This window comes from Telluria sp. BA11 (genome assembly GCF_056680305.1).
In genome coordinates this window covers 2,336,087-2,359,537 of sequence record NZ_CM155275.1, presented here as the reverse complement: position 1 = coordinate 2,359,537, position 23,451 = coordinate 2,336,087, and the positions used below count along the sequence as shown (strand labels likewise).

The 23,451-nt window shown below is 61.2% G+C and carries 19 protein-coding genes and 1 pseudogene; 9 read left to right on the top strand and 11 right to left on the bottom strand.

Annotated features, from left to right (window positions below):
- The first annotated feature begins 94 nt into the window (after positions 1 to 94).
- The 3 genes from AC1MGT_RS10335 to AC1MGT_RS10325 all read left to right on the top strand — a co-directional run bounded on the left by AC1MGT_RS10335 (position 95) and on the right by AC1MGT_RS10325 (position 3,689).
- Positions 95 to 1,105: a LacI family DNA-binding transcriptional regulator gene (locus AC1MGT_RS10335; RefSeq protein ID WP_332531334.1), complete on the top strand. Its 1,011-nt coding sequence runs from the start codon at positions 95 to 97 to the stop codon at positions 1,103 to 1,105.
- Between the two features lie 213 nt (positions 1,106 to 1,318).
- A complete protein-coding gene (locus AC1MGT_RS10330; RefSeq protein WP_183555210.1) occupies positions 1,319 to 1,744 on the top strand; it encodes an organic hydroperoxide resistance protein in 426 nt (141 codons plus the stop codon).
- 784 nt (positions 1,745 to 2,528) lie between these two features.
- Positions 2,529 to 3,689 carry an MFS transporter gene (locus tag AC1MGT_RS10325; protein WP_499504090.1) on the top strand — a complete coding sequence of 387 codons (1,161 nt, stop codon included), beginning with the start codon at positions 2,529 to 2,531 and terminating at the stop codon, positions 3,687 to 3,689.
- Positions 3,690 to 3,789: 100 nt separating this feature from the next.
- Here the strand turns inward: AC1MGT_RS10325 and AC1MGT_RS10320 are convergent, their stop codons facing one another.
- Positions 3,790 to 4,614: an AraC family transcriptional regulator gene (locus AC1MGT_RS10320; protein ID WP_499504089.1), complete on the bottom strand. Its 825-nt coding sequence runs from the start codon at positions 4,612 to 4,614 to the stop codon at positions 3,790 to 3,792.
- Positions 4,615 to 5,056: 442 nt separating this feature from the next.
- On the opposite strand from AC1MGT_RS10320, the gene nudC reads away from it, so the two are divergent.
- A complete protein-coding gene (gene nudC / locus AC1MGT_RS10315) occupies positions 5,057 to 5,878 on the top strand; it encodes an NAD(+) diphosphatase (protein ID WP_499504280.1) in 822 nt (273 codons plus the stop codon).
- 14 nt (positions 5,879 to 5,892) lie between these two features.
- Here the strand turns inward: nudC and AC1MGT_RS10310 are convergent, their stop codons facing one another.
- Positions 5,893 to 6,753 (bottom strand): hypothetical protein, encoded by an 861-nt coding sequence (locus AC1MGT_RS10310; protein WP_499504088.1) that lies wholly within the window; start codon positions 6,751 to 6,753, stop codon positions 5,893 to 5,895.
- Between the two features lie 143 nt (positions 6,754 to 6,896).
- Between AC1MGT_RS10310 and folE the strand changes: the two genes are divergently transcribed.
- Positions 6,897 to 7,463 carry a GTP cyclohydrolase I FolE gene (gene folE, locus AC1MGT_RS10305; protein WP_258838037.1) on the top strand — a complete coding sequence of 189 codons (567 nt, stop codon included), beginning with the start codon at positions 6,897 to 6,899 and terminating at the stop codon, positions 7,461 to 7,463.
- A gap of 87 nt (positions 7,464 to 7,550) precedes the next feature.
- Positions 7,551 to 7,826: pseudogene (locus tag AC1MGT_RS10300) on the top strand (transposase); the annotation flags it as partial.
- 51 nt (positions 7,827 to 7,877) lie between these two features.
- Here AC1MGT_RS10300 and AC1MGT_RS10295 read toward each other — a convergent pair.
- From AC1MGT_RS10295 to AC1MGT_RS10260, 8 genes are all read right to left on the bottom strand, one after another.
- Complete coding sequence (locus AC1MGT_RS10295; RefSeq protein ID WP_499504087.1) at positions 7,878 to 8,294, bottom strand: hypothetical protein; 417 nt, start codon at positions 8,292 to 8,294, stop codon at positions 7,878 to 7,880.
- A gap of 50 nt (positions 8,295 to 8,344) precedes the next feature.
- A complete protein-coding gene (locus tag AC1MGT_RS10290; protein ID WP_499504086.1) occupies positions 8,345 to 9,004 on the bottom strand; it encodes an HAD hydrolase-like protein in 660 nt (219 codons plus the stop codon).
- A 75-nt stretch (positions 9,005 to 9,079) separates the two neighbouring features.
- Positions 9,080 to 9,994: an AraC family transcriptional regulator gene (locus tag AC1MGT_RS10285; protein ID WP_499504085.1), complete on the bottom strand. Its 915-nt coding sequence runs from the start codon at positions 9,992 to 9,994 to the stop codon at positions 9,080 to 9,082.
- Between the two features lie 113 nt (positions 9,995 to 10,107).
- Positions 10,108 to 10,635: a pilus assembly PilX family protein gene (locus AC1MGT_RS10280; RefSeq protein WP_499504084.1), complete on the bottom strand. Its 528-nt coding sequence runs from the start codon at positions 10,633 to 10,635 to the stop codon at positions 10,108 to 10,110.
- Complete coding sequence (locus AC1MGT_RS10275; RefSeq protein WP_499504083.1) at positions 10,632 to 11,501, bottom strand: prepilin-type N-terminal cleavage/methylation domain-containing protein; 870 nt, start codon at positions 11,499 to 11,501, stop codon at positions 10,632 to 10,634. The genes AC1MGT_RS10280 and AC1MGT_RS10275 overlap by 4 nt, the downstream gene beginning before the upstream one ends.
- An 8-nt stretch (positions 11,502 to 11,509) precedes the next feature.
- Positions 11,510 to 11,953, bottom strand: a complete 444-nt coding sequence (locus AC1MGT_RS10270) for a type IV pilus modification PilV family protein (RefSeq protein WP_499504082.1) — start codon at positions 11,951 to 11,953, stop codon at positions 11,510 to 11,512.
- Positions 11,943 to 12,416 (bottom strand): pilus assembly FimT family protein, encoded by a 474-nt coding sequence (locus tag AC1MGT_RS10265; RefSeq protein WP_499504081.1) that lies wholly within the window; start codon positions 12,414 to 12,416, stop codon positions 11,943 to 11,945. Before AC1MGT_RS10265 ends, AC1MGT_RS10270 begins: the two co-directional genes overlap by 11 nt.
- Positions 12,413 to 15,151 carry a DUF6701 domain-containing protein gene (locus AC1MGT_RS10260; RefSeq protein ID WP_499504080.1) on the bottom strand — a complete coding sequence of 913 codons (2,739 nt, stop codon included), beginning with the start codon at positions 15,149 to 15,151 and terminating at the stop codon, positions 12,413 to 12,415. The genes AC1MGT_RS10265 and AC1MGT_RS10260 overlap by 4 nt, the downstream gene beginning before the upstream one ends.
- Before the next feature lie 189 nt (positions 15,152 to 15,340).
- On the opposite strand from AC1MGT_RS10260, the gene AC1MGT_RS10255 reads away from it, so the two are divergent.
- Positions 15,341 to 16,978 (top strand): ATP-binding domain-containing protein, encoded by a 1,638-nt coding sequence (locus AC1MGT_RS10255; RefSeq protein ID WP_332531348.1) that lies wholly within the window; start codon positions 15,341 to 15,343, stop codon positions 16,976 to 16,978.
- A gap of 123 nt (positions 16,979 to 17,101) precedes the next feature.
- Here AC1MGT_RS10255 and leuA read toward each other — a convergent pair whose 3' ends face one another.
- Positions 17,102 to 18,784, bottom strand: coding sequence for a 2-isopropylmalate synthase (gene leuA, locus AC1MGT_RS10250; RefSeq protein WP_499504279.1), 1,683 nt, complete (start codon positions 18,782 to 18,784; stop codon positions 17,102 to 17,104).
- A gap of 611 nt (positions 18,785 to 19,395) precedes the next feature.
- Here leuA and AC1MGT_RS10245 point away from each other — a divergent pair.
- Entirely contained in the window at positions 19,396 to 20,439 is a 1,044-nt protein-coding gene (locus AC1MGT_RS10245) for an NHL repeat-containing protein (RefSeq protein ID WP_499504079.1), read from the top strand.
- A gap of 675 nt (positions 20,440 to 21,114) precedes the next feature.
- A complete protein-coding gene (locus AC1MGT_RS10240) occupies positions 21,115 to 23,433 on the top strand; it encodes a sigma-70 family RNA polymerase sigma factor (protein WP_499504078.1) in 2,319 nt (772 codons plus the stop codon).
- Positions 23,434 to 23,451 lie beyond the last annotated feature (18 nt).

Genomic DNA, 23,451 nt, shown 5'->3' with positions numbered 1-23,451 from the left:
GCGTTTCATAAGCATCGTTCAGCGGCCGTTTTATGTGAAAGCTGCGTGATATACTTCAAGCAACAAATTGCCCCGGACCTGTCCAGAACGCTTCATGAAAAACATCGAGAGCGGTATCACCACGCTGTACCAGGTCGCCAGCAGGGCAGGCGTGTCGCCGGCGACCGTCTCGCGCTTTTTGAACGGCACCGCGAAAGTGTCGGACGACAAGCGGCGCACGATCGAGCGCGTCATCGATGAGCTCAACTACAAGCCCAACCGCCTGGCGCAAAGCCTCAAGATGGGCAGCACCAACACCATCGGCGTCCTGACCCAGTCGCTCGAGAGCGGTTACTTCAACCGCGCCATGGTTGGCATCGAGGATGCGGTCAAGGCATCCGGCTACGCGCTCCTGATCATGAGCGGCCACTGGCATGCCGATGAAGAAGCCGAGCGGGTCGAGCTGTTGATCGGGCGCCGCGTGGATGGCGTGGCGATCCTGACCGGCAATATGAGCGACAAGCAGATCCTCGACTTTTCGCGCCGCGTGCCGATCGTGGCGTTCGGGCGCGAAGTGCAGGGCGAGCGCACACAGGCCTTTTGCCTGGACAACTACGGCGGTGCCTGCGAAGCGGTGGAATACCTGATCAGCCAGGGGCACCGGCGCATTGCCCACATCGCCGGGCCACCCGATCATCGCGACGCGCGCGAGCGCCTGGCGGGCTACAACGACACGCTGGCCAAACACGGCATCGCGAGCGACCCACGACTGGTCGTGACGGGCGACTTCAGCGAGTCCAGCGGCCTGCTGGCACTGAACAGCCTGCTGGTGGCCAATGTGCGTTTCAGCGCGATCTTCGCAGCCAACGATTTGACGGCCTATGGCGCGCGCCTGGCGCTGTACCGCCGCAATATCCGCGTACCCGAAGACATCTCGCTGGTCGGCTTCGACGATCTGGAAAGCTCGATGTACACGACGCCGCCACTGACCACCGTGCGCCAGCCGCTGTATGAAGTCGGGACCGGGATCGGGCGGCGCATGCTGGCCATGCTGGGGCATCAGCAACCGGCTGCCGATGTGCCGGGGTTGAGTCTGGTCGTGCGGGAGTCGGTGCGGCTGGTGTAAGCGCCGTGCTGTAGGCTTGCTCAAAGGACTTCATAAAAATCGCTTGCTATTAAATAGCGAGCTATGTAATATGCTGTTCATGGCAGCGCCGAACGTACCCCACAACGGGCAAGCGGGTCGGCGGGCCAAGGCAGCAACCCATATAAATAGCGCGCTATATAATAGCGTTAAATAGTTCGGCGGGCATCCGCCACCCTTTCAAGGAGTCTCATCATGGCAATCGAAAACGTTCTCTACCGCGCCAATGCTACCGCAACGGGTGGCCGCGAAGGCCGCGCCGTGTCGTCCGACAGCGCGCTGGATGTGAAGCTGACGACCCCAAAAGAACTCGGCGGTAATGGTCTGGCTGGCACGAACCCTGAGCAATTGTTCGCTGCCGGCTACTCGGCCTGCTTCCTCGGCGCGATGAAATTCGTCGCCAACCGAGACAAGCTGAAGATTTCGCCGGACGTTGCGGTAGAAGGCACGGTCGGCATCGGCCCGATCCCGACCGGTTTCGGCATCGAAGTCCTGCTCAAGATTAGCCTGCCAGGCGTGCCAGCCGATGAAGCGCAAACGCTGATCGACCGCGCGCACATCGTGTGCCCGTATTCGAACGCGACCCGCGGCAATATCGATGTGACGCTGCAACTCGTGTAAGACACGTCGCCTGGGAAACCAGGATAAAAAGCCGGGGTCAGGTCTGACATTCGGACACGATCTCGACAGTCGGGTAGTCGGAGCGGACTGGTACCGGGGCAGCCTGACTGGGCGTGGCATTATTGGCAGTTGTTAAGGCAGAGGTCGTGTCTGAATGTCAGACCTGACCCCGGCTTTGACTTGTTGCAACTGATTCAAGACAAGGCTGCTTGAGAAACCAAGATCGTGCCGATGACCAGAAAGGCTGCCTGAGGGTAGCCTTTTTTTGTGCCGAGGCACTAAAAATCGATGTCATTTTTCAGTCATGATTTAACAATTGGCGCACCCTTTGGTTGATGCTCTAGGGACGGCGACGTACTTTCCTCAGAAAAACCTTTGCCACGACATTTTCTTGTTGTAGCAAGTCGTCGAAGTGCTGCACTTGCACTAGGATTTGCCCGTTTTTGGTGCGTCGCAACAAATACAGATTGTGAATAGCAATTCCTCAAGCACCGCAATGGACGCAATAAATCGTTACATATTCCGCGATTTATGGGATTTTTTCGTTGTTTTTATTGTTAAATCCCTATCTGGTGATGTGTCCAAGCCAACGCTTTCATTATTCATGTGTGAGTGCAAAACAACGGTTGCAAATATTTTTTCGTTTAGAAAACCATAGCGAAAAAAGGTGTTTAGAATTGCGCTCCATCAGATGCCTGAAGTAAATATTTCACGCGCGGCTGGCTTCTGAAGAGCACTTTGGCAATCCTTTGACACCTCAATAATTTAACAATTCACCGCTTTCATGCACACCCCTGTTTCTGCGCCGCGCCGTTCGTCGTTTGTCCTTGTACAAGCCCAGCAATATTCCCTGCCACTCGTCTTCGCGCTGTTCGGCCTGATCATGGGATCGTGGGCTGGCCGTATCCCTGCGCTGGCCGCCGGCGTCAATGTGTCGCATGCGGCACTGTCGATGGTGCTGGTCTGTGGCGGCCTGGGTGCCGTGCTGTCGTATCCGGTTTCGTCGTTCATGATGGGCCGCTTCGGCGCCCGCAAGACCATCCTGCTGGCGGGCCTGGCACTGCTGAGTGTGCTGGTGTCGATCGGCATGGCGCCGACCGTGCCGCGCCTGATGATGTCGGTGCTGATGTTGGGCGTGACCGCCAGCATCTTCGATGTGGCAATGAATTCGGCGGCAGCGCGCCGCGAAAAAGTCAGTGGCAAGTCCGAAATGTCGCGCCTGCATGGCCTGTGCTGCGCTGGCGGTCTGGTGGGTGCCACGCTGGGCAGCTTGATGGCCAGCCTCAAGATTGCACCGGCAACCCACTTCCTGATGCTGGCCGGTCCGTTAGCCGTCGTGCTGTGGATGGCCTACAGCGTGCTGGAAGCAGATGAAGTCGGCGTCCAGGTTGAGAAGAAATCGTTTGCATTGCCACGCGGTCCGCTGGTGCTGCTGGGTCTGCTGGGCTTCTTCGGTTCGATGGCTGAAGGCAGCATCGCTGACTGGAGCGGCATGTTCCTCAAAGAACACTTCGGTGCATCCGATGGTCTGGCGCCGCTGTCGCTGTCGGCTTTCTCGGTGATGATGCTGATCTCGCGCATGTTCGGCGACAAACTGAAAGAGCGCCACGGCGCCAAGCGTCTGGTGAGCACCGGCGCCATGATCGCGGCGGCCGGCCTGTTCTTCGCGGTGCTGGCCCCGAATGCCTATGTGGCGCTGATCGGTTTCGCTGTTGCCGGTGTTGGCCTGGCGCTGGTGTTCCCGTTCGTGTTCAGCGCGGCTGGCGCGCAAGGCCCGGCAGCCCTGGCTGCGGTGGCGAGCATGGCGTACAGCGGCAGCCTGATGGGCCCGCCAGCCATCGGTGCCGTCGCGCACTTCATCGGCATGCAGGCAGCCATTGCCTACATCGGCGGCCTGTCGATCGTGATCGCGATGGTCGCTTGCCGTACCCGCATGCTGAAGTGAGTTGCGTGCACTGCGGCCTGGATGGCCGCATGCCTGACCTAAAAATACAAACGACAACGCAGACGGCGCCACAAGGCCCGTCTGCGTTGTCGTTTCTGGATCAGCCTGCTGCTTGCTTGAGCCACTCGCGCGGCGAGGCGCCCATCATGGTCGTGAAGGCGCGCGTGAACGTGGACGGGCTGGTATAGCCGGCGCGGCTGCTCACTTGCTTGACTGGCATGCCCTGGCGCAGCAGGCGGCTGCCGACGCCGATGCGCCAGCGGGTCAGGTATTCGCCCGGCGGCATGCCCATCACGTCGCGGAAGCGTTCGGTGAACGCGGCGCGCGACATGCAGGCCACCTTGGCCAGCGATTGCAGGCTCCACGGCTCATGCGGGCGCTCGTGGATGGCCGTCAGCGCCAGCGACAACTGGCGGTCCGACAGGCCGGCCAGCAGGCCCAGCGACAAGCGCCCGCTGTCGAATTCGCGCCGGATCACCTGGATCAGCAACACGTCGCACAGGCGATCCAGGATCACTTCGCGGCCCGGCTCGGCCTGGCTGGCTTCGCTGAACAGCAGGTCGAGCGTCGAGCGCAGTCCGGCAATTTCGCTCAGCGGCATGACGAGACAATTGGGCAGCACGCGCGACAACGGATTGCTCATCTCGTCCTGGAACTGGATATGGGCGCACAGCAGGTTGGCGGTGTGGCCGGGATGCACCTGCAGACGGTGGCTGGCGCCGCGTGGGTAAAACAGCAGCGTCGGTTCGGTGACGGTGATGACTTCGCCATCGTCATGGATGAAATCGACCGGCCCTTCGCGCACCACGTGCAGCTGACCGGAGACACCGTTTTCGGTGAATTGATTGGTATCGCAAAACGCGCCGTTATAGAAGATACGGGCGTTGAATGAATGGCGACCGACCAGTGATGACAGTTTGTCCATGACAGTACGATTTAGATAGATAGCTATCTATTCTGGACGAAAAGCGCTATTTCTGTGTGGAAATTGGTGACATTTTCAGCGCGAATACAACGCTTTTTGAATGCCATGATCCAACTATTTCCCTAATAAATTAATGACTTACACAGCAGCCAAGCAGGCAAAAGTCGGAGCGCGGGTCGGTAAATTGCAACATGACCTGACTAGACAAGTTGCAGGACGATTTCGTTAATGACATCGGGTCAAGAGCAGTTCAAGGCGCCAGTGCTTAGCATGTCGGCAACGCCGATTCAGAGCATCCATCACCAGAAATAATGCGTCTTTAAAGGCGCGCTGGCTTGTGGACACCACGTTGCCCAGAGCGGTAAACGGGCAAGGGCCACGCCGAATCCCGAACCGTGAAAGGCAGTATCATTTGGCGATCTCCTTGACCACCCCATCGACCATGCTGCATACGCCTGCTTCCTTCACGCCACTGTTTGCGCCGCATCCGGATCCGGCGCCGCTGAACTTCCTGTTCCACAAGGGCCAATTGCTGGTGCGTGAAGACGGGCCCGCGCTGCCCGACGTCGCCGTGCTCGAACAGGTCGGCGCGGTGCGCGGACACCTGCAGCCGCTCGGCCTGCTCGATGGCCGGTACTGCCAGACCGGCTGGCTCGATGCCGAACCCGCACTGCCGGCAGGCTATGCGTGGCGTGGCCTGCGCGCGCTGTTTGGTGTGATGGACGAGTCCCTGGTGGGCCTGGCCGGTCGCGCCGCCCAGGTCGCGGAATGGGCACGCACCCATCGCTTCTGCGGCGTGTGCGGCAGCGGCACGGTGCTGGCCACAGGCGAGCGTTGCTTCAAGTGTCCGCAGTGCGGTCACATGGCCTATCCGCGCATCTCGCCGGCCATGATGGTGTTGATCCGCAAGGGCGATCAGGTACTGCTGGCCAAACACGTGCTGCATGCCACGCAGCGTTTCGTGCCGCTGGCGGGCTTCCTGGAAGCGGGCGAGTCGATCGAAGAATGCATCACGCGCGAAGTGTTCGAAGAAGTCGGACTGCGCGTGCACAATCCGCGCTATTTCGCCAGCCAGTCATGGCCGTTCCCGCACTCGCTGATGCTGGCCTTCACGGCCGATTATCTGGACGGCGAGATCCGCGTGGACCCGGCTGAAATCGCCGAGGCGCGCTGGTTCGGTCCGGGTGACGAGTGGCCGGAGCGGGTGCCGCAGATGTCGATCTCGAGCGTGCTGATCGACGCGCACCGGCCACCCGGTACGTAATACCTGACGTGGCGCTACGGCGCTGCCGGGCCGGCATGGTGCGCCATGGCTTGCCCGGCCTGTACCCGGGCCGGCTTGGCGCCCGTGCTGCGCAGATTGATCGCGCGTTGCAGGATATCGAACCAGAACGGCGCGCCGAACAGCGTCGTGCTGGCAGTGATCAGCCAGCCGGCGACCTGCAGCACAAACGCAGCGTCGAGCACCGGGGTAAAGCTGGCCCAGCCGATCGGCAGCGTTGCCAGATCGTTCACCAGCTCCGCGTCGAGCGCGGCAGGCACGGCGCCGATGCCGGCAGCCAGGGCCGGATGCCGCCATAGTGTCTGGAACAGATGGATACTGTCGATGTTGAGCAGGATTGCCAGCAGCAGCGCCAGCAGGAACGACACCAGCAACTGGCGCCGTTTATAGGCGCCCGACAGGCGCGCCATGGTGCTGTCGAACCAGCCGCCCAGCGCCGCCTGAAAGCGCTGCACGTCGCCGCCCGTTTGCACGTACAGCGTGTTCAGCGCGCGCCGCAATTGCGGATCGGGCACGGCGGCGATGGCGCTGTCGAGCGCCATGCCGCCCCCGCGGATGGCGTCGATCAGGGCAATCGCGAAGTTGGCTGGTTCGATGTAGGATGGGCCGGGATGCGGCGGCGCGTGCGGGCCGGTGAGGTCGTCATGTGCACTGACCAAAAGGTGTGCGTAGACCGCCCGCGCAGTGCCGGTGAACTGCGGGTCGCGCAGCATGCGCTGGATGCAGGTGCGCAGCATGCCGGCGCGCAGGCTGAACGCGGCCGATAATGCCTCTTGCAAGGTGGTGACCGTCAGCGCCAGGGAGCCGTAGCAGAATGCCATGCCGATGACGACTTCCAAGACCGTGCTGCCGAACATGACGCTCTCCCTGAACGACGACCGTACTCAACGTTATGAGATATGTCGCATGCAGGGGATGATTTAGCGCAAGAATAGGGCCACCCCGACCGGGGCCAGACGTTTTCTATATACTGGCGGCAATCGTTATTTTAGGGTGCACCATGTCTGACAAAGAAGCTTTCACCGAACACGACTGGCGTCGTCTATTGAAAACGCTGGGCGAAAATCCGGACCGTCCCGGCCTGATCGAAACGCCCGCGCGCGTGACCAAGGCCTGGAAGCACTGGACTTCGGGTTACGACCAGAATCCGGTTGAAGTGCTCAAGGCGTTCGAAGACGGTGCCGAGGAATACAACGAGCTGATCGTCGTGCGTGGCATTCCGGTCTACAGCCATTGCGAGCACCACCTGGCGCCGTTCTTCGGCAAGGCCACCGTTGGCTACCTGCCGAACGGCAAAATCGTCGGCCTGTCGAAGCTGACCCGCCTGGTCGATATCTTTTCCAAGCGCCTGCAGGTACAAGAACGCATGACGATGCAGATCGCCAACGCGCTGATGGAAGTGCTGGAACCGAAAGCAGTGGGCGTGGTCATCAAGTGCCGCCACCTGTGCATGGAAAGCCGTGGCATCCGCGCCATCGGCGAAGAAACCATCACATCGACCCTGCTGGGCGAGCTGCAGCCGAACCTGGCACTGCGAACCGAGTTCCTGGCGCTAGCGCGGGACTAGCTAGGTTCAATTATTTTGGGTAGACTGTAAATACAGCTAGGGAACCTGTTCCAGATCCGGGCCTCCAAGCTGTTTTGGAGGTCACCCATGGACCGAGCTGTCTACCCCAGCGATATACCACGCGAACACTTCGAGGTCGTGCGCGCCATGCTTGAAGCGGCACGCCGCAAGACGCGCCCGCGCAAGCACGATTTGTACGACGTGTTTTGCGCCGTATTGTATTTTTTGCACACTGGCGCCACCTGGCGCGCGATGCCACCCGATTTTCCCCCGTGGCGCACGGTGCACGAGTATTTCACGCAGTGGACGATGCAACGCGAAAACGGCCAGTCGCTGCTTGAAAGCGTGCTCGAGAAATCAGGTCGTGACGTCGAGCTCAACCGATTGCGCGCGCTGACGCAGCGCTACTGAGCCTTATTCGCTGACCGCTTCCGGCTTCTCGAAGTTGAGCTTGTTGTCGCTGTCCAGCGTAAAGATCCCCAGCGGCAGGCCGGTGACGGCATCGGGGTCGGGCGCCTTCAGCTCACTACAGGTCGTGGTGTCGATCTGCCACGCCTGGTCGTCCGCGCGCAGCGTATAAACGTTGTTGCCGTTGCCGAACAGCTCGACCTGCAAGTCGGCCAGCCACACCGAGCCCAGCTCATACTGGCGCTGGCAATCCGGCAGGCGCGACATGACGATACGCAGCGTGCCTTCCTTCGTCCAGAAATTGTCCTTCTCCACCTTCAGCGTGATCGCATGATCGGTATTCAGGTCGATCACGTACGTCGACGTCTCGATGAAGCAGCCGCTCAGCAGTAGCGGCGCCAGGAAGATGAGGGGAAGGCGCATGAAAGGTCCGTTGTTCATTGATGCAGTTGCTGCCGAGTATAGCAACTGGCCTATGCGTCCGGGCAATTCCGTGGCGGGCACGCCTGGCCGGCGAGCGACAGCAGATCCGCGGGCGTGCCGAACTCCCGCTCTGGCGCCACCTGGCGCAGCGCTTCGATCGACGCATAGCCCCAGCCGACCGCGCCGAATGCGATCCCGGCCCGCCGCGCGGCGTCGCCATCGGTTGTCTGGTCGCCGACATACAACGCCTGGATCGCCGGCACCGTGGCACGGCGCACGACCTTGCGGATGCGCGCGGCCTTGCCGAAGATCGACATGCCGCATTCGTACTGTCCCATCAGGCCTGCCAGTTCCGGCCCCAGCACGTCGCGCACATTGTCTTCGGCATTGGACGAGACCACCGCCAGCCGCACACCATTGCGATCGAGCTCGCGCAGCGTGTGGGCGATGCCGTCGAACAGCGCGATGCGGCCGGTGGCGCCGCGCATGCGGTCGATGAACGAGCGCGAGGCGATCGGCAGCTTCCAGGCCGGCATGCCGACATGGCGCATGATGTCGCGCGGACCGTAGTGGCGCAGCTGCTCGGCCTGCGCCGCGTCGACGCGCCGGAAACCGTGCTGATCGGCGATCTCGTTGAACACGCTCATGAAGAAGGGCCACGAGTCGGCCAGCGTGCCGTCGAAGTCGAAGATCGCCAGGCGATAGCTCATGCGCGGGTCAGTGGAATAAACGTCATGCGACGATTATAGAAGACCGCAGCACAGGCACGTCGCCGGGACGCCCTGTCAGCGCATCGCCTGCAGGCCGCCCGCCTGCAGCGACTGGCGCAGCCGCGTCGCATCGCGCCCCGGCGACAGGCCGAAGAAGCGCGCGTATTCGCGCGAAAACTGCGAGCTGCTTTCGTAGCCCACCGCATGGCCCGCGCGCGCCGCGTCGATCGACCCGGCGAGCATCAGCCGCCGCGCTTCTTGCAGGCGCAGCTGCTTCTGGTACTGCAGCGGACTCATCGAGGTCACGGTCTTGAAGTGCTCGTGCAGCGTCGACGAACTCATGCCCACCTCGCCAGCCAGGCGCTCGACGCTCAGTGGCCGGTTGTAGTGATCCTTGATCCAGCAGATGGCCCGGGTGACCTGCGCGATGCGGCCATCGCCGCGCGCGCAATGGCGCACGGTGTCGGCATGCTCGCCGGTGAGCAGGCGATAATGAAATTCTTTCAGCAGCAGCGGCGCGAGCACCGCGATGTCGTGGGGCGCATCGAGCAGGCGCACGAGGCGGTTGGCGACTTCGAGCAGCGCGGGCGTGGTCTCGCTCAGGAACAGCCCGCGCGCAGGGGGCGTGCCGCGCGCGGCCGGGCGGGCCGGCAGTTCGAGGTCGAGCGCAGCGAGCAACTGGGCATCGAGATCGACCCGCAGGCACAGATAGGGTTCATCTTCGGTCGCCAGCGTCACGCAGCCGGTCACCGGCAAATCGACCGACACCACCAAAAACTTGGCCGTGTCGTACCGGTAGTCGGTGCCGCCCAGCGAGACCAGCTTGGCGCCCTGCGCGATGATGCACACCGCCGGCGTGTGCACGACACGCAGCGGTTCAGTGGTCTGGCCGCTGCGGATCAGCCACACGCCGGGGATCGGGCTCTGGTGCATGCCGTCGCCGGGGGTGTGCTGCGCAATCTGGGTGGCGAGGTCGCGGATCGCTTGCATGGACAGTTTCTCGGGTCGGTGAACAACGTGCCATTAGACCACCGGCGGGGCCTGCGATGGTCCGGGAAGATTGCACGATCCTCCGGCAAGGCAGCCGTTGCCAACGGTAACACTCACACGCAAGGCGCGCCGTTGGTCAGCAGGCAGATGGTGGCCACTTGCGCGCGCTCGACGTAATCGGCCCGTGGCACGCTGCCGGGGTCCGGGCAGGTGGTGGCAGTGCCATTGCAGGCCACGGCCTCGATCCGGTAGATGCGTTTGACAACCGGCGACGAGTTACCGCTGTCATCGATCGCTTCGCCCTCGTTATAGGCGCGGAACGAGCAGCTGACACTGACCAGAAATCCGGACTCGGCACGGAAGTCATTGAGATGGTTGACCGCCCCCGCTGGCGCTGCATTGCTGGTCGACGGAGGGGCCTGGGAGCAGCGCTGCGCCGGGTTGTTAAAGACCCATTCAAGGCCGCCGCGCGCCGCCAGGCTGGCGCGTGAGGCCAGCAAGGCCTGGTTGACGGTGCTCTGCTGCGTATCGGTCAGGCGCAACAGCACGACCGCGACGCCGGCAATCACCACCAGGAAGATCACGGCAGCAATATAGGCGAAACCCGACTGGCGCCGGGGAAGGATGGGGAAGCGGATCATGGCAGGTTGTCGACGTGGGTGCCGATCGTGAGCGGGACCGATTCACCGCGCTCGGTCAGCGTGAGCTGGAGTTGTACGAAGCCGCTGTCCTGGGTCGCTCCCTGGTTGGTGTAGACGACGAAGCTGCAGGCCGACACCCGGGTGGCCACGATGGCCGATGTGCCGGCCGGCGCATTGCACGTCGTTGCGCCAGGCGTGGTGCGGGAAAACCGTGTCAGGAAGCCTGTGCCGTTGCCGGTTACTTTGTCGACGCCCTGCGTACAGACGTAAGTAACGACGCGCTCGTTTCCTGGCACGACCAGGAAGCGGCCGCCATCGTACCCTTGGGGAATCTGGATCGGCGCGTTCAGCATGATGCGGCTGATGCCGGCCTGCGCATTCGGCGATGGCCCGGCCAGCGCGCTGACCGTGCCGACATTTGATCCGTTATACACATCGTCCGGACTGCGGTTGCCGATCACGATCGCATCGCCTGGTGTCGGCATCGCATTGAGCGGCGTGAGCACATCGAATGCGGTACCGGTTTCGGCATCGTTGATATGGGCGTCGCCGGGATTGACCGTGTCAGGGCCCATTCGATAACGGCCGCCATCGCGGGTGGGCACGAGGTCCAGGCATTGCGGATTATTCAGGCGCAGCGAATTGGGCACGGCGGCGCGCACCTCGGTGGTGATCCTGCGCAGCGCGGTGTCAGCCTGACTCGTCAGGCCTGCGCGCTGGCTGATCAAGAGGTAACTCTGAATCGCCGGGGCCAGCTGCATCGTGAGCACGCCGCCGATGATGCCGATCAGGACGATGACCAGGATCAGCTCGACCAGCGAGAACCCGCCATCGCGCTGCACGCTATGGCGCATGGAGTAGCGCATGCAATGGCTCATGGACGCGTCCTCCAGCCGACCAGACGCAGATCCTGGGCGCCGGGCGCGCTTACGACGACCTGGACGCGCATGGCGTCGGTAGCGGCCACGCCGGTGAGGCCCTGTGGGCTGACCTGCACCTGCACGGTATAGCGTTCCAGGCCTGGGACAGCGCCGCCGTTGACATTGCTGACGGCGACAGGCCCATAGCCGTTGTAGTCCATGAGGTCATTGAAAAACAGGCGACCAGTCTGATTTTGCTGGGCGACGAACGGCTTTTGCATGACCTCTTCCATCATCGATTCGGCGATCGCCAGCATTTGCTGGGTAATCAAGGGATCGGTGGAGGCGATATTGGCGCGGTTGTAGGCAGCCACGAGTCCCGCCAGGGCGGTGCCCACGATCACGATTGCGACGATCAGTTCGATCAGCGTGGTGCCTGCCATGCGTTTAATGGACATAGCCAGTGCCTCCGTCGAGCGTGATGGTGCGCCGGAGGGCGTCAGCACCCTTGATGGCGATGTCGACCCTGCCCAGGCGTACGCCGTTGCCGTCATCGATGGTGCCGTCGGGCCGGAACAGCAGCAGCGGGGGCGCGCCGTTCATGACGATGCCTGCTTCCTTGCTGTCGTACAGACCATCGGTGATGCCCTGCAGCTGCACGTTGCCACAGAGTCCGTTGCCGACAGCAGTACGCACGCGCAGCGTCAGCGTGGTTGCCGTCGTGGTCACGCATACCGTGCGGCGCCGCGCGACCGCGCTTTTCTGGGCCATGCGCAGTCCGCTGGCCACCTGGTCGCCAAACAGGGCCGCGCCGGTCGCGCTGTCTCCCATCAGGCGCGGGACAGCGAAGGCTGCCAGCACGCCGATCAGCACCATCACCGTAATCAGTTCAACCATCGTGAAACCCTGCTGGCGGCTCAATTGAACACCTGGCGCACATGGATGATGCGACGCTCTTCGGCCGACTGCTCGCCAAAGGTCGCGCGCGCCGATGGATCGGCGCAGCCCGTGGGCAGGCGCAGCCAGGCCAGCCGGGCGCCGGTGTTCTTGGGATACACGGCGTTGTTGCACGGCAGGGGCTGCGTATCATTGCCCAGATTGATCGCCAGGTCGATCCAGCCGGGCCGGTCACCCGTCAGATCGACTTGCCCGCGGCCGCTGGCCAGTACCACGGCACTCTTGACAGCGCCAATCGTCGGCGCCACGCCCTCAGTGACTTTTGGACGGGCCACTTGCACGAACGCGCTGGCCGGAATCACGGTGAAGTCATCCTTCTGATTGAACAGCCAGCTTTTACCGGTCCAGTAATAGGCTTCAATGCGCATCGGAAGTAGCGTGTTGATGCGACCGAATGCATTGGCGATACGCAGGCGGCCACTATGGACTGCAGGCCGGGCTTTCTCATAGCTGCCCTTGCCATCGCCCGATGTCACCACGTCCCCGCTGTTGCTGGCCCTGAGCAAAATGCTGGCAGCGATCGGCGCCGCGGTTGTCGGCCCGTAAGCCGGCTTGGCCTGTGCGAGTCCGGCCTTGAAGGCGCTCGCCGGCACGGTGAAGTCCTTCAGTTCGGCACTGGTGTCCTTGATTGCAGCATAGTCGGCCGGATTGAGCGCAGTCAGCGTCACCGTTTCGCTCAGGCCCAGGTCGCCCGAATAGTTCGTGGTCATGGCGCCCTGCGCATTCATCGCCGCCACCTCGACAGGGATTGGCTCGCCAGCATAGTAGAACGTGCGTGTCGTGCTCACAGTCGGATAATCGACCTTGAAATACTTGGGGATGAAGGGGCCGACGGTCGGCGTGCATGTCGCTGACTTGCCACTGGTGCTCAACACTTCTACTTTGCTACCCAAAAAATCGCTCAACGTCGCTTTCAGGTCCAGCATGCCGACGTCGCCCCACGCCAGGGTCGCCACACCGACGCCGCTATTGAATTCCGTTTTGGCGCCGGTGAACAGGTTCGCGCTTCCCTTGCCCACGCAGGACACCGCAATGTCGGTGAGGGTGGCGCTAGCTGCCAGGGTGCTGCGGTTGAAACTTGGCGTGGTGGCGCCGGCCTCGTTGACCGCCGTGACGGTGACCTGGAAATTGTCGCCCGCGCGAATGGGTGAGGAAGGCAATGTTGAAAAGATGAATTTGTTGGGCACAACGGTCACCGTGGTGTCGCCTTGGGCGTCGTCGAACGACGCCAGAAGCTTGAGCGTGCCCACATCCTGGTAGGCCAGCGTCAGCGCTGCCTTGCCGTAGTCATCGAAATAGCTGCTGACGGCTTGCGCCGCACCGTTGGAACACACCAGTGTAGCGGCGCGTTTGGTCGTGGTATCGGTCAGCAGCAAACCCTTGGTGTCGACACTGGTCGTGACATGCTGGCAGGCGTACGCGATATCCTTGCTGGTTTTCTTGAAGGCCGCCACGCACTGGCCGGTGGCAGGGTCGGGCGCGAGTGCCGTGACGATGGCGCCTGCGCTGACACCGGCCTTATGGTGGTTCGCATCGATCCGGAAGCTCACGCCGCTGGCGAACGTCATCGCGCAGCTGGTTGTCCTGCTCGTGCTGTTGTAGCAGGTGGTGGCCGGTTTGGCGCCACTTTGCGTCAGTTGCAGGGTGTCCGCGCCGGCCGTGTTGCGCGACACCTGCGCCAGCGTGGTGCCGGAGCTGTCGATGGTGGCCGCCACTGCACCCGGCGACAACGTGATTTGTGCACCGCCCTTGTACAAGGCGCTGCAAGACTCGTTGGCGCAGGCCGTCACAGTCACGCTTTCCGGCGCGCAGGTGCGGCCGCTGCCGTCATGGGTGATCTGAAAATGGTGCAAGGGGGCCGTCGCCGGCTTGGCCGACTCACAGGTCGGGCCTTCGGGGGTATTGACCGGATAGCCGCTCTGGTTCTCCACACAGTCGCACTCGCCAGGGCGCGTGCCTGTCTTGCAGATGATTTTCTTGGCCACGCGGCCGTGCCAGTCCAGCTTTGCAAAGTCGACCGCTGCATTGCCCGTGATGAGCGCCTCCGAGGCTTGCAGCGTCATCTGACCGGTGTCGACGTTGCCGTCGATCGTGCTGCCCGAGCCCAGGAACAGGCTCGTGGACGCCTTGACGTCGCCCGTGATCCTGACCGGCGTACCAATGGTGATGGCGGTACCGGTGACAGGGCCAGTGATCGTCGTGTTCGATCCGATGGTGACCGGACCGGTGGAAACCAGCGTGCCGGTGATCTGCAAGGTTGACCCACTGCCCAGCACCAGCGACGCGGCGCTGATGTCGGCCTTGAAGGTCTGCACCTGGTTGCCAGCGGTGAAGGTTTTGGCAGAGCTGAACGAACCACCGGACACATTCAGGTTGAAGGGCGGAAGATCGGCAATGCTCAGATTGCCCGTACTGGTCAGGCGCGCGGTGCCCGACATCGTCAGGCCCTGGTTGTAGCCGAACGTGAAGTCGGACCGCACGCTGACGGTATAGCCCGTCTCGATGATGATCTTGTCGTCCGCTGCGATACCCGCACTGCTAGGGCAGGTGTACACCTTGCCCGACAGCGAGCAGCCCGGTACCGCCGCGCCGCCGAAGCGGTACGTCGCGCCGGCCTGGGCGGCGCCGGTCGCAAGCAGCAGGCCGATCAGGACCAGCGCCGTGCGCAGGATCAGCGAGAACGGGGAAGAGAAATACACAAGGAAACCTGCACGAAACGGGATGAGCGAAAGTGTGCACTGGATTGCCGTACGGCCACAATAGATTTTTCACTCAGGCAACCATTCGACAGCTTTCCGCGCACCGGGTGCGTGCTATGGACAACGGTGTGTGGCTATCGTGCAAACAGTCTTACAATAGTTTCCACCTTATTAACGTTAGCGGACACCATGGCCCATATCCAACCAAGCGGCTGGCGCGAACTGTCTGTCACGGGCGCCGCCGCCCGCGAAATCGAGACGCTCGCCTACCTGGAGCAGCGCCTGGCCGACACGCCCTACGTGATCTACCACGGCGTGCACTGGACGAACGTCGAGCAGGGTTACTCGGTATATGGCGATGTCGACTTCATCGTGCTCGCGCCAAATGGCCGCATGGTGGTCATCGAGCAGGTCGCCGGCTTTCTGAACGAAACGCCGGACGGCCTGGTCAAAAGCTACCAGGGCAAGCCGCGCAAGGTCCGCACGCAGATCCTGGCCACGATTGAGGGCCTGGCCAAGCGTTTCCAGGGGACGCTGTCGATCGACTATCTGCTGTACTGCCCCGATTACATCGTGCGCGACCAGCCGCTGGCCGGCATCGATGCCGACCACATCATCGACGCGTCGAACAAACCCAAGCTGGCGCGCGTGATCCGCGAGGCGCTGCCCATCACCGAGCGCACCGACGACTTCGACAAGGTCACGCGCTTCCTGGGCGACACGCTGAACTTGCGGCCCGATCCGAGCGCCATGATCGGCAATGCCGAGGCGATGGTCACCAAACTCTCGGGCGGCCTGGCTACCTGGGCGCGACGGCTCGACTTCTCACCATTCCGGCTGCACGTGATCGGCACCGCCGGCAGCGGCAAGACCCAGCTGGCGCTGGCCGAATACAGCGCCGCCATCGACGCTGGCCTGCGCCCGCTGTACGTGTGCTTCAACCGGCCGCTGGCCGACCACATCGAACGGCTGGTGCCGGCCGGTGGGCGTGTCGCGACCTTCCACATGCTGTCGGACGCCTGGCTGCGCGCGCAGGACATCACGCCCGATTACGCGGCGGCAGATGTGTGGGAAAAGATCGAAGCATCGATGGCCGACGCCACCTTGCCCGAAACCTGGCAGTTCGACGTCGTCATCGTCGACGAAGGGCAGGATTTTTCGGTGGCGTGGCGCGACATCGTGCTGCGCATGCTGAAAGAGGGCGGGCGTGCGATCTGGATGGAAGATCCGGACCAGAACCTGTACGGCCGCGGGATGGTGCCGCTGCCGGGCTGGGTGACGCTGCATTCGCATGTCAACTACCGCAGCCCGCGCCAGATCGTCGACATGCTCACGTCCATCGGCGCATCGCACCAGCCGGTGGAGGCGGGCAGCCCATTCAAGGGCGCCGACATCGAAGAGCTGACCTATCCCGAAGGCGACGTCGAGGCGATGCTGGCGCAGACGCGGCGCGCCGTGACGTCGTGCCTGGCGGCCGGCTTCGGGCGCCAGGACATCGCGATCTGCGCGTTTCGCGGCCGCGAAAAGTCGGCGATTTTGCAGCTCGATCGCCTGAGCGACGCGCACTCGCTGCGTTCGTTCACGGGGGCGTATGACTTGTTCGGCACGCCGGTGTTTCGCGAAGGCGGGCTGCTGGCCGAATCGGTGTACCGCTTCAAGGGGCAGTCGGCGCCGGCGCTGATTTTTACCGAGATCGATTTCGAGGAGCTCGACGAGCAGACGCTGCGCAAGCTGTTCGTGGGGATGACGCGCGCGCGGCTCAAGCTCGTGCTGGTGATGAGCGAGCGCGCGTCGTTGCAGATTGTGGATCGGATGAGCGGGCGGTGAGTTGCGGTTGCGGCGTCGGTGGCTGACCTTGGGTCCCCGCCTTCGCGGGGACGACTTGCTTACTGCAGGGGCCTCAGCCTGAACAGCGTCGCTCCCGCGAAGGCGGGAGCCCAAGTGACATCGTTATGCCGCCAATGCGTCTGACGTCGGCTCGGCACTCACCACATGGCGGTTCACCGCCGACAGCACTGACTTGAACGACGCCGTCACGATATTGCTGTCGATGCCGACACCGAACAACGTCGGGCCATTGCCCACCCGCAGCTCGACATAGCACGCCGCACGGGCATCGGCGCCCGAGCCGATCGCATGCTCGTGGTAATCCATCAGGCGAATCTCGAGGCCCAGCGCCGTGACGAACGCATCGATCGGGCCGTTGCCGCGCCCGGAAAACACCTGCGGCGCATGGTGGCGCGCCACATCGACTTCGAGCTGCACATCATGCGCGCTGTCTTCGGTCATGCGGTGCGCGATGTAGTGATACGGCTCTTGCTGGTCCAGGTACTCGCGCGCAAACAGCGCGTGCAGGTCGGCCGGGTTGATTTCGCGGCCGCTCTCGTCGGCCTGGCGCTGCACGACGCGCGAGAACTCGATCTGCAAACGGCGCGGCAGTTGCAGGCCGTATTCCTGCTCGAGCAGATAGGCCATGCCGCCCTTGCCCGACTGGCTGTTGACGCGGATGACCGCATCGTAGCTGCGACCCAGGTCGGCCGGATCGATCGGCAGGTACGGTACTTCCCAGATCGCGTCGGCCTGCTGCTTCGCAAACCCCTTTTTGATCGCATCCTGGTGCGAACCCGAGAACGCCGTGAACACCAGATCGCCCGCATACGGATGGCGCGGGTGCACCGGCAACTGGTTGCAGTCCTCGACCAGCTGGCGCACGGCGTCGATGTCCGAGAAGTCCAAGCCCGGGTGTACGCCCTGCGTGTACAAATTCATCGCCAGCGTGACCAGATCGACGTTACCGGTGCGCTCGCCGTTACCAAACAGGCAGCCCTCGACGCGGTCAGCGCCCGCCATCACGGCCAGTTCGGCAGCAGCGACGGCAGTGCCGCGGTCGTTGTGCGGGTGGACGCTGATGACGAGCGATTCGCGGTTGTTCAGGTTACGGCACATCCACTCGATCTGGTCGGCGTAGACGTTCGGCGTGGCCGCTTCGACGGTCGACGGCAGGTTGACGATCATCTTGTTGGCCGGCGTCGGCTGCCAGACGGCGCTGACCGCATCGGTGATCTGCTTCGAAAAATCCAGCTCGGTCGTCGAGAACGATTCCGGCGAATACTCCAGGCCCCACTGGGTCTGCGGATGCTGGGACGTCAGATCCTTGATCAGCTGCGTGCCCTTGACGGCGATCTGCACGATCTCGTCGCGCTCCATATTGAACACCACGCGGCGGAACACCGGAGCGACCGAATTGTAGACGTGGACGATCGCGCGCTTGGCGCCAACGGCCGACTCGACGGTGCGGCGAATCAGCTCATCGCGCGACTGGGTCAGCACGATGATTGTAACGTCTTCCGGGATGTGCTTGTCGTCGACCAGCATGCGCACGAAATCGAAGTCGGTCTGCGAGGCGGACGGAAAGCCCACTTCGATCTCCTTGATGCCGATCTTGACCAGCATCTTGAAGAAGCGCAGCTTCTTCTCCGGGCTCATCGGCTCGATCAATGCCTGGTTACCGTCGCGCAGGTCGGTGCTCATCCAGATCGGCGGCGTGGTGATGGTGCGGCTTGGCCACTGGCGGTCTGCCAGGTCGATGGCAGGGAAGGGACGGTACTTGGCGGCGGGATTGGTCAACATGATCGGGTGCTCCTGATTGGTTTGGTCACTGGGCGGCGCGGATGCGCCTGAGGGTGGCGGAGGCTGCCGGACGGGCCACGAAACGCGAGGCCCGGCAACCGGTCGGTAGGTTTAGCGCTGCGGAAAGAACGCAAGCGCTCGCCGCCAGGATGGACCCGGTGAGGAAAAACGATGAAGCGAAAATTGGCGTGGTAGACATCTGCGACTTTCCTGCTGCTGTGGGGACCGGCGTGTGCCGGGCGTACGGCCGAACGATCAGGCGCGTAGTAGCAGTGCAGCTAGCGATAGCGCGCCAGCGGCAGGGAGAGTGTTCGACAGATGCAGGGTGAAAGACATAATTTCGACTTTAAGGAACTCGGCGCCGTATGTCAAGCGGACAATAGGCGCGTGTGGAAAAGAAAGTACGGGAATTCGGACTAGTTCTCTGCCGCAGTCTGAGTGGATCCTATGGCGTATGGGTCGTCGTTTATGCAGGTGCCATGGAAGAGAGCATCTGCTTGCAGGATGGCGCGTGATAGCATCGACGGCGATACTTTCTGGAGATTTTGCCAATGCACCGCCCTGTTGATGATGTGTCCCGTTCGCGCCTGAATCTGCTTGGCGCCGTTGGTTTGATGGCGCTGCTGGCCGGGTGCGGCGACGGCATCCCGAAGGACAAGGACAAGGACGATGACAAGCCGCCACCAGCACAAACGTCGGCGCTGTCGGTGTTCGCGGGCGACCCGACTGCCGACGGGACCATGGACGGCACCGGCACGGCAGCGCGTTTCAATAATCCGCACGGGCTGGCGATCGACAGCAGCGGCAACGTCTACGTGGCGGATCGCGGCAACTACGTCATCCGCAAGATCACACCGGACGGGGTGGTAACCACGCTGGCTGGCGGCGCAGGGCAGAGCCGGCTGACCAACGGCGCTGCCGCCAATGCGCGCTTCGTCAATCCGGTCGCGTTGACGGTGGGGAGCGGTGGCACGGTGTATGTGGCGGATGACGTGAACATCCGCAGCATCACAACGGGTGGCCAGGTCGCGACGGTGACGACGATCCCGGTTGGCAGCAACATCGCGACAGCGAGTCGGCCTGACGTCACGCCAGGGGCGATTGCCGTCGACGCCAACAACAATCTCTACATCACCAACAACTATGGCACGCGCCGTTTTGCCATCGGTGCAGGCGGGACGGGGATTCTGGAAGGGCAGAACACGGTGGGCGACCTGTTCGGCACGCGCACGCTGGCGCCGCGGGGCATGGCGGTCGACAGTAGCAATGCCGTATACATGTTCGACCTCGAGCGCGAGATCAGCCGCTGGAATCCGACGGCCAATTTTGGGTCGGATAACCTGTTTACGATTGCAGGTGCGCCGAACGTTCGCGGCGCGGTCAACGGTACCGGCAATGCGGCGCGGTTTGAACAGGTGGTGGCGCTGACGGTTGATCCACAGGGCAATCTGTATGCGGCTGACGCGGTCAATAACCTGGTGCGCAAGATTACGCCGGCTGGGGTGGTGACGACGGTGGCAGGCACAACGCGGGCGACGACGTTGCGGGTTGGGGATTTGCCGGGAAGCTTGGGTGATATTCGCGGCATTGTTACGGACGGTAAAGGGCTGCTGTATGTGACGTCGGGGAATGCGGTGGTCAAGATTAGGCTGCCGTAATCAGTCTTGTGCTAGCGCTGCGCAGGAAAATCATGCAATGTTTCATAGAATCGATTTGCCGAATGTCGGCACTGGGGCCAGCACGCGCGCTGGCCGTGCACAATCCTTAAGAAATTCCATCCTTTTCAGCGGTCGTCAAAAGGTCACTATGACATTTTTGCGACTAACTCAGTATCAATCTGGCGCCACATAGCTGCTGGCCGGTTTGCTGACGCTGTATTTTCCCTAAGACCATGACAAAAGATTCACTCATCACGGAGTGAGCGCAAACCCAACGCGAAACAACGCAACAGAAAAATGCGTTGATCAAGGATTTTTCCGCCCGTACCACAGGTGGTCAAACCTCTTTGAACGACATCTTCACGCGAGGGCCAGCCTGCGCCATTGAAGCAGTGACTACCGGCGCGTACCTAGAGACCGGTGCCCATGTAAGCTCGCTACCAATCCCAATCGGCTATAAAACAACACCAAAAGTAATCCTATCGCAAGAGGTCTGTTGTAGAATTTGCCTGAACACAAGAAAATTTTCTTGAACAGATTCTGGAAGAGTAGAAATGCTGGTGAACGCGAAATGATGGATGGTAACGAACGTTGGCTCGCACCAGTGAAATTTACCGGTAGCTGGTTTGAAAGATTAGCAGGTTTAGATTCAAAAACCTGGCTTTGGACGCGCAAATGACTCACAAAAGCGCGTCAAACGTAGATCATCTCAATCACTTCCTGAAAATGGCAGTCGTATCCGGTGTAGAGAGCGCCGTTCAGCTTCACATTGACCGAGGCGACAATATCAACGCCCGAGACAAGAACGGTTTCACCGCTCTGATGTTGGCTGCCGCGCGCAACAAGTTTTCCATATGCAAGCTACTGTTGAGCGCTGGTGCGGACAAGGATCTATTAGCTCCTTCGGGAATGAGCGCTCATGCCATCGCAGTGGATGCTGGCGCGCAGGACGTTGCAATCCTTTTTGAAGAGCTCGCGCTTTCATTCAGCAGGATTGCGCCGGTGGATATGAGGACTACTACGGAGATAGCGCAAAAAAGCCTATTTACTGATGAACACACTATGGGAGGCGCTGTCCATTGCGCTCCTATTGGTTCCAAGGGTATCGGAATAACTGACCTCAATCTTTGGATAGATGAAATTGATCAAGTCTGTTCAGAAGATGCGCTTGGGTTTGATTTGCTTGGATGGGAGACGGAAGACGAGACTGCCGTTCCGGAGGTAAATCCGGCTATCGCTGAAAATGCGAAAGCGATCCAAGAATTTATTTCGAATCATGAACCTTTCGATTCATCTGAGGGCTGGGACGACGTCGAGATTTATCTGCCAGACGCGTCTCTCCCGCTTGCTCGCGCTGAAGATGCCGAAGCTCGGAACTTGCTGCGGCTATTGCTGCTGCGAGCAGTCCGTGAAGGCAGCGTGCCCAAGGATGCGATCGAGGCGTTATCTCTGAACGCCGACCGCTCAGCGAATGTGGAGGCGGAACTGTTGCTGACTATGGTCATTGGGGATCTCGGTTCAGAAGTCGACGACCGATTTGAGTATGTAAGCGACAACGAAAATTTTGAGGTGTTCGTCAACCCGGAGGAAACATTTGACGAAGCAGATAAGGTCGCAGGCGCCTTGGGCCTGCTCGAGAATCTTGAGTCGCGGTATTCTGAGCCCTTGCGGCTCTATCAGAAAGAGTTCCAACGTCAAAAATTAATTAGCGCTGAGGACGAAGTCAATTTCGGCCAAGCTATGGAGTCGGCGCTGGAAGAAGCGCTTGACGCCTTGGCAGCCTGGCCGCGTGGAATAGAGATAACGCTTGCCAGAGGAGCCATGGTCGAGGCCGGGCAAAAACCATTGAGTTGGCTCTCCACCAGCCCGGCTGAGCCACAGGTTGACCTTGAGTCAGAAAATTTGGTCGACGACGATCTTGATACTCTGGTCAGACGCCAAGTGGATGACCACGGTGATATCGACGATGGAGCTGATCCCGATATGGATTCTGACGCACAAACCGGTGCCTCAAGCCCAACAAACAGGTTTGCGGATGAGTTTTCGGCCGCATTAGCTTGTTTGGCCGATCTCACTATCAGCACGGAGCGCAGCAGCTCCGCCTATAAAGCTGCGCGGTCTAGCTTAGCATCGCTGCGGTTATGTCGTCGATTCTTGTCCGAGCTTGCGGATATACAAATCGACGATCCAGCAAACCTCGCCTCTCGGTATGTTAGCGCTATTCGAAGTTACCAACGAGCTCGTGACAGGATGGCGTTGGCGAATCTGAAGCTTGTCTTTCACCATGCGAAAAAATATCTATATAGTGGCGAGCCACTGGACGACCTAGCGCAAGAAGGCAATCTCGGGTTGTTGAAGGCGATTGATCGCTACGATTGGCGCCGAGGCTTCAAATTCTCGACCTACGCAACTTGGTGGATACGCCAACACATCAGCCGTTACATCGCCGATAAGTGCAGGACTATTCGCTTGCCAGTCCATATTTACGAACAAGTGCAGCGTATCGCTCGTCTAGTACAGGACCTTGAAATCGAATACGGCCGGTCAGCAACAATAGATGAGTTGGCGGCAAAGGCGAATATGAGTGCTCGAAAGCTGTACGAGATTCAGCGCATCGTTCAAGAGCCATTGCCGATACAGGACCTGCAAATCGACGAGGTCATAGCGCCGGATGCGCAGTCTTATTACTCCTCACCTGACCCGTTTGAAAGCGCTGTCACCTCTCAGACGCACTTCAAAGTAGGTGAAATCCTAGCCACTCTTAAGCCGAAGGAAGAGCAGGTTCTTCGGCTACGGTTTGGCATTGGGATCCCGGAAGCACTCACACTTGAAGACGTTGGTCTTCGATATGAGGTTACAAGAGAGAGAGTCCGACAGATCGAAGCCAAAGCACTTCAAAGGCTAAGGATGCCGAGCAAATTCGATCTTCTAGCGTGTGTATTCTTAGGCCACTACGTCCACAAGGGCGCTAAGGTTCGCGATGAGCAACTGTAACCCGAGCAGGATTGCCCA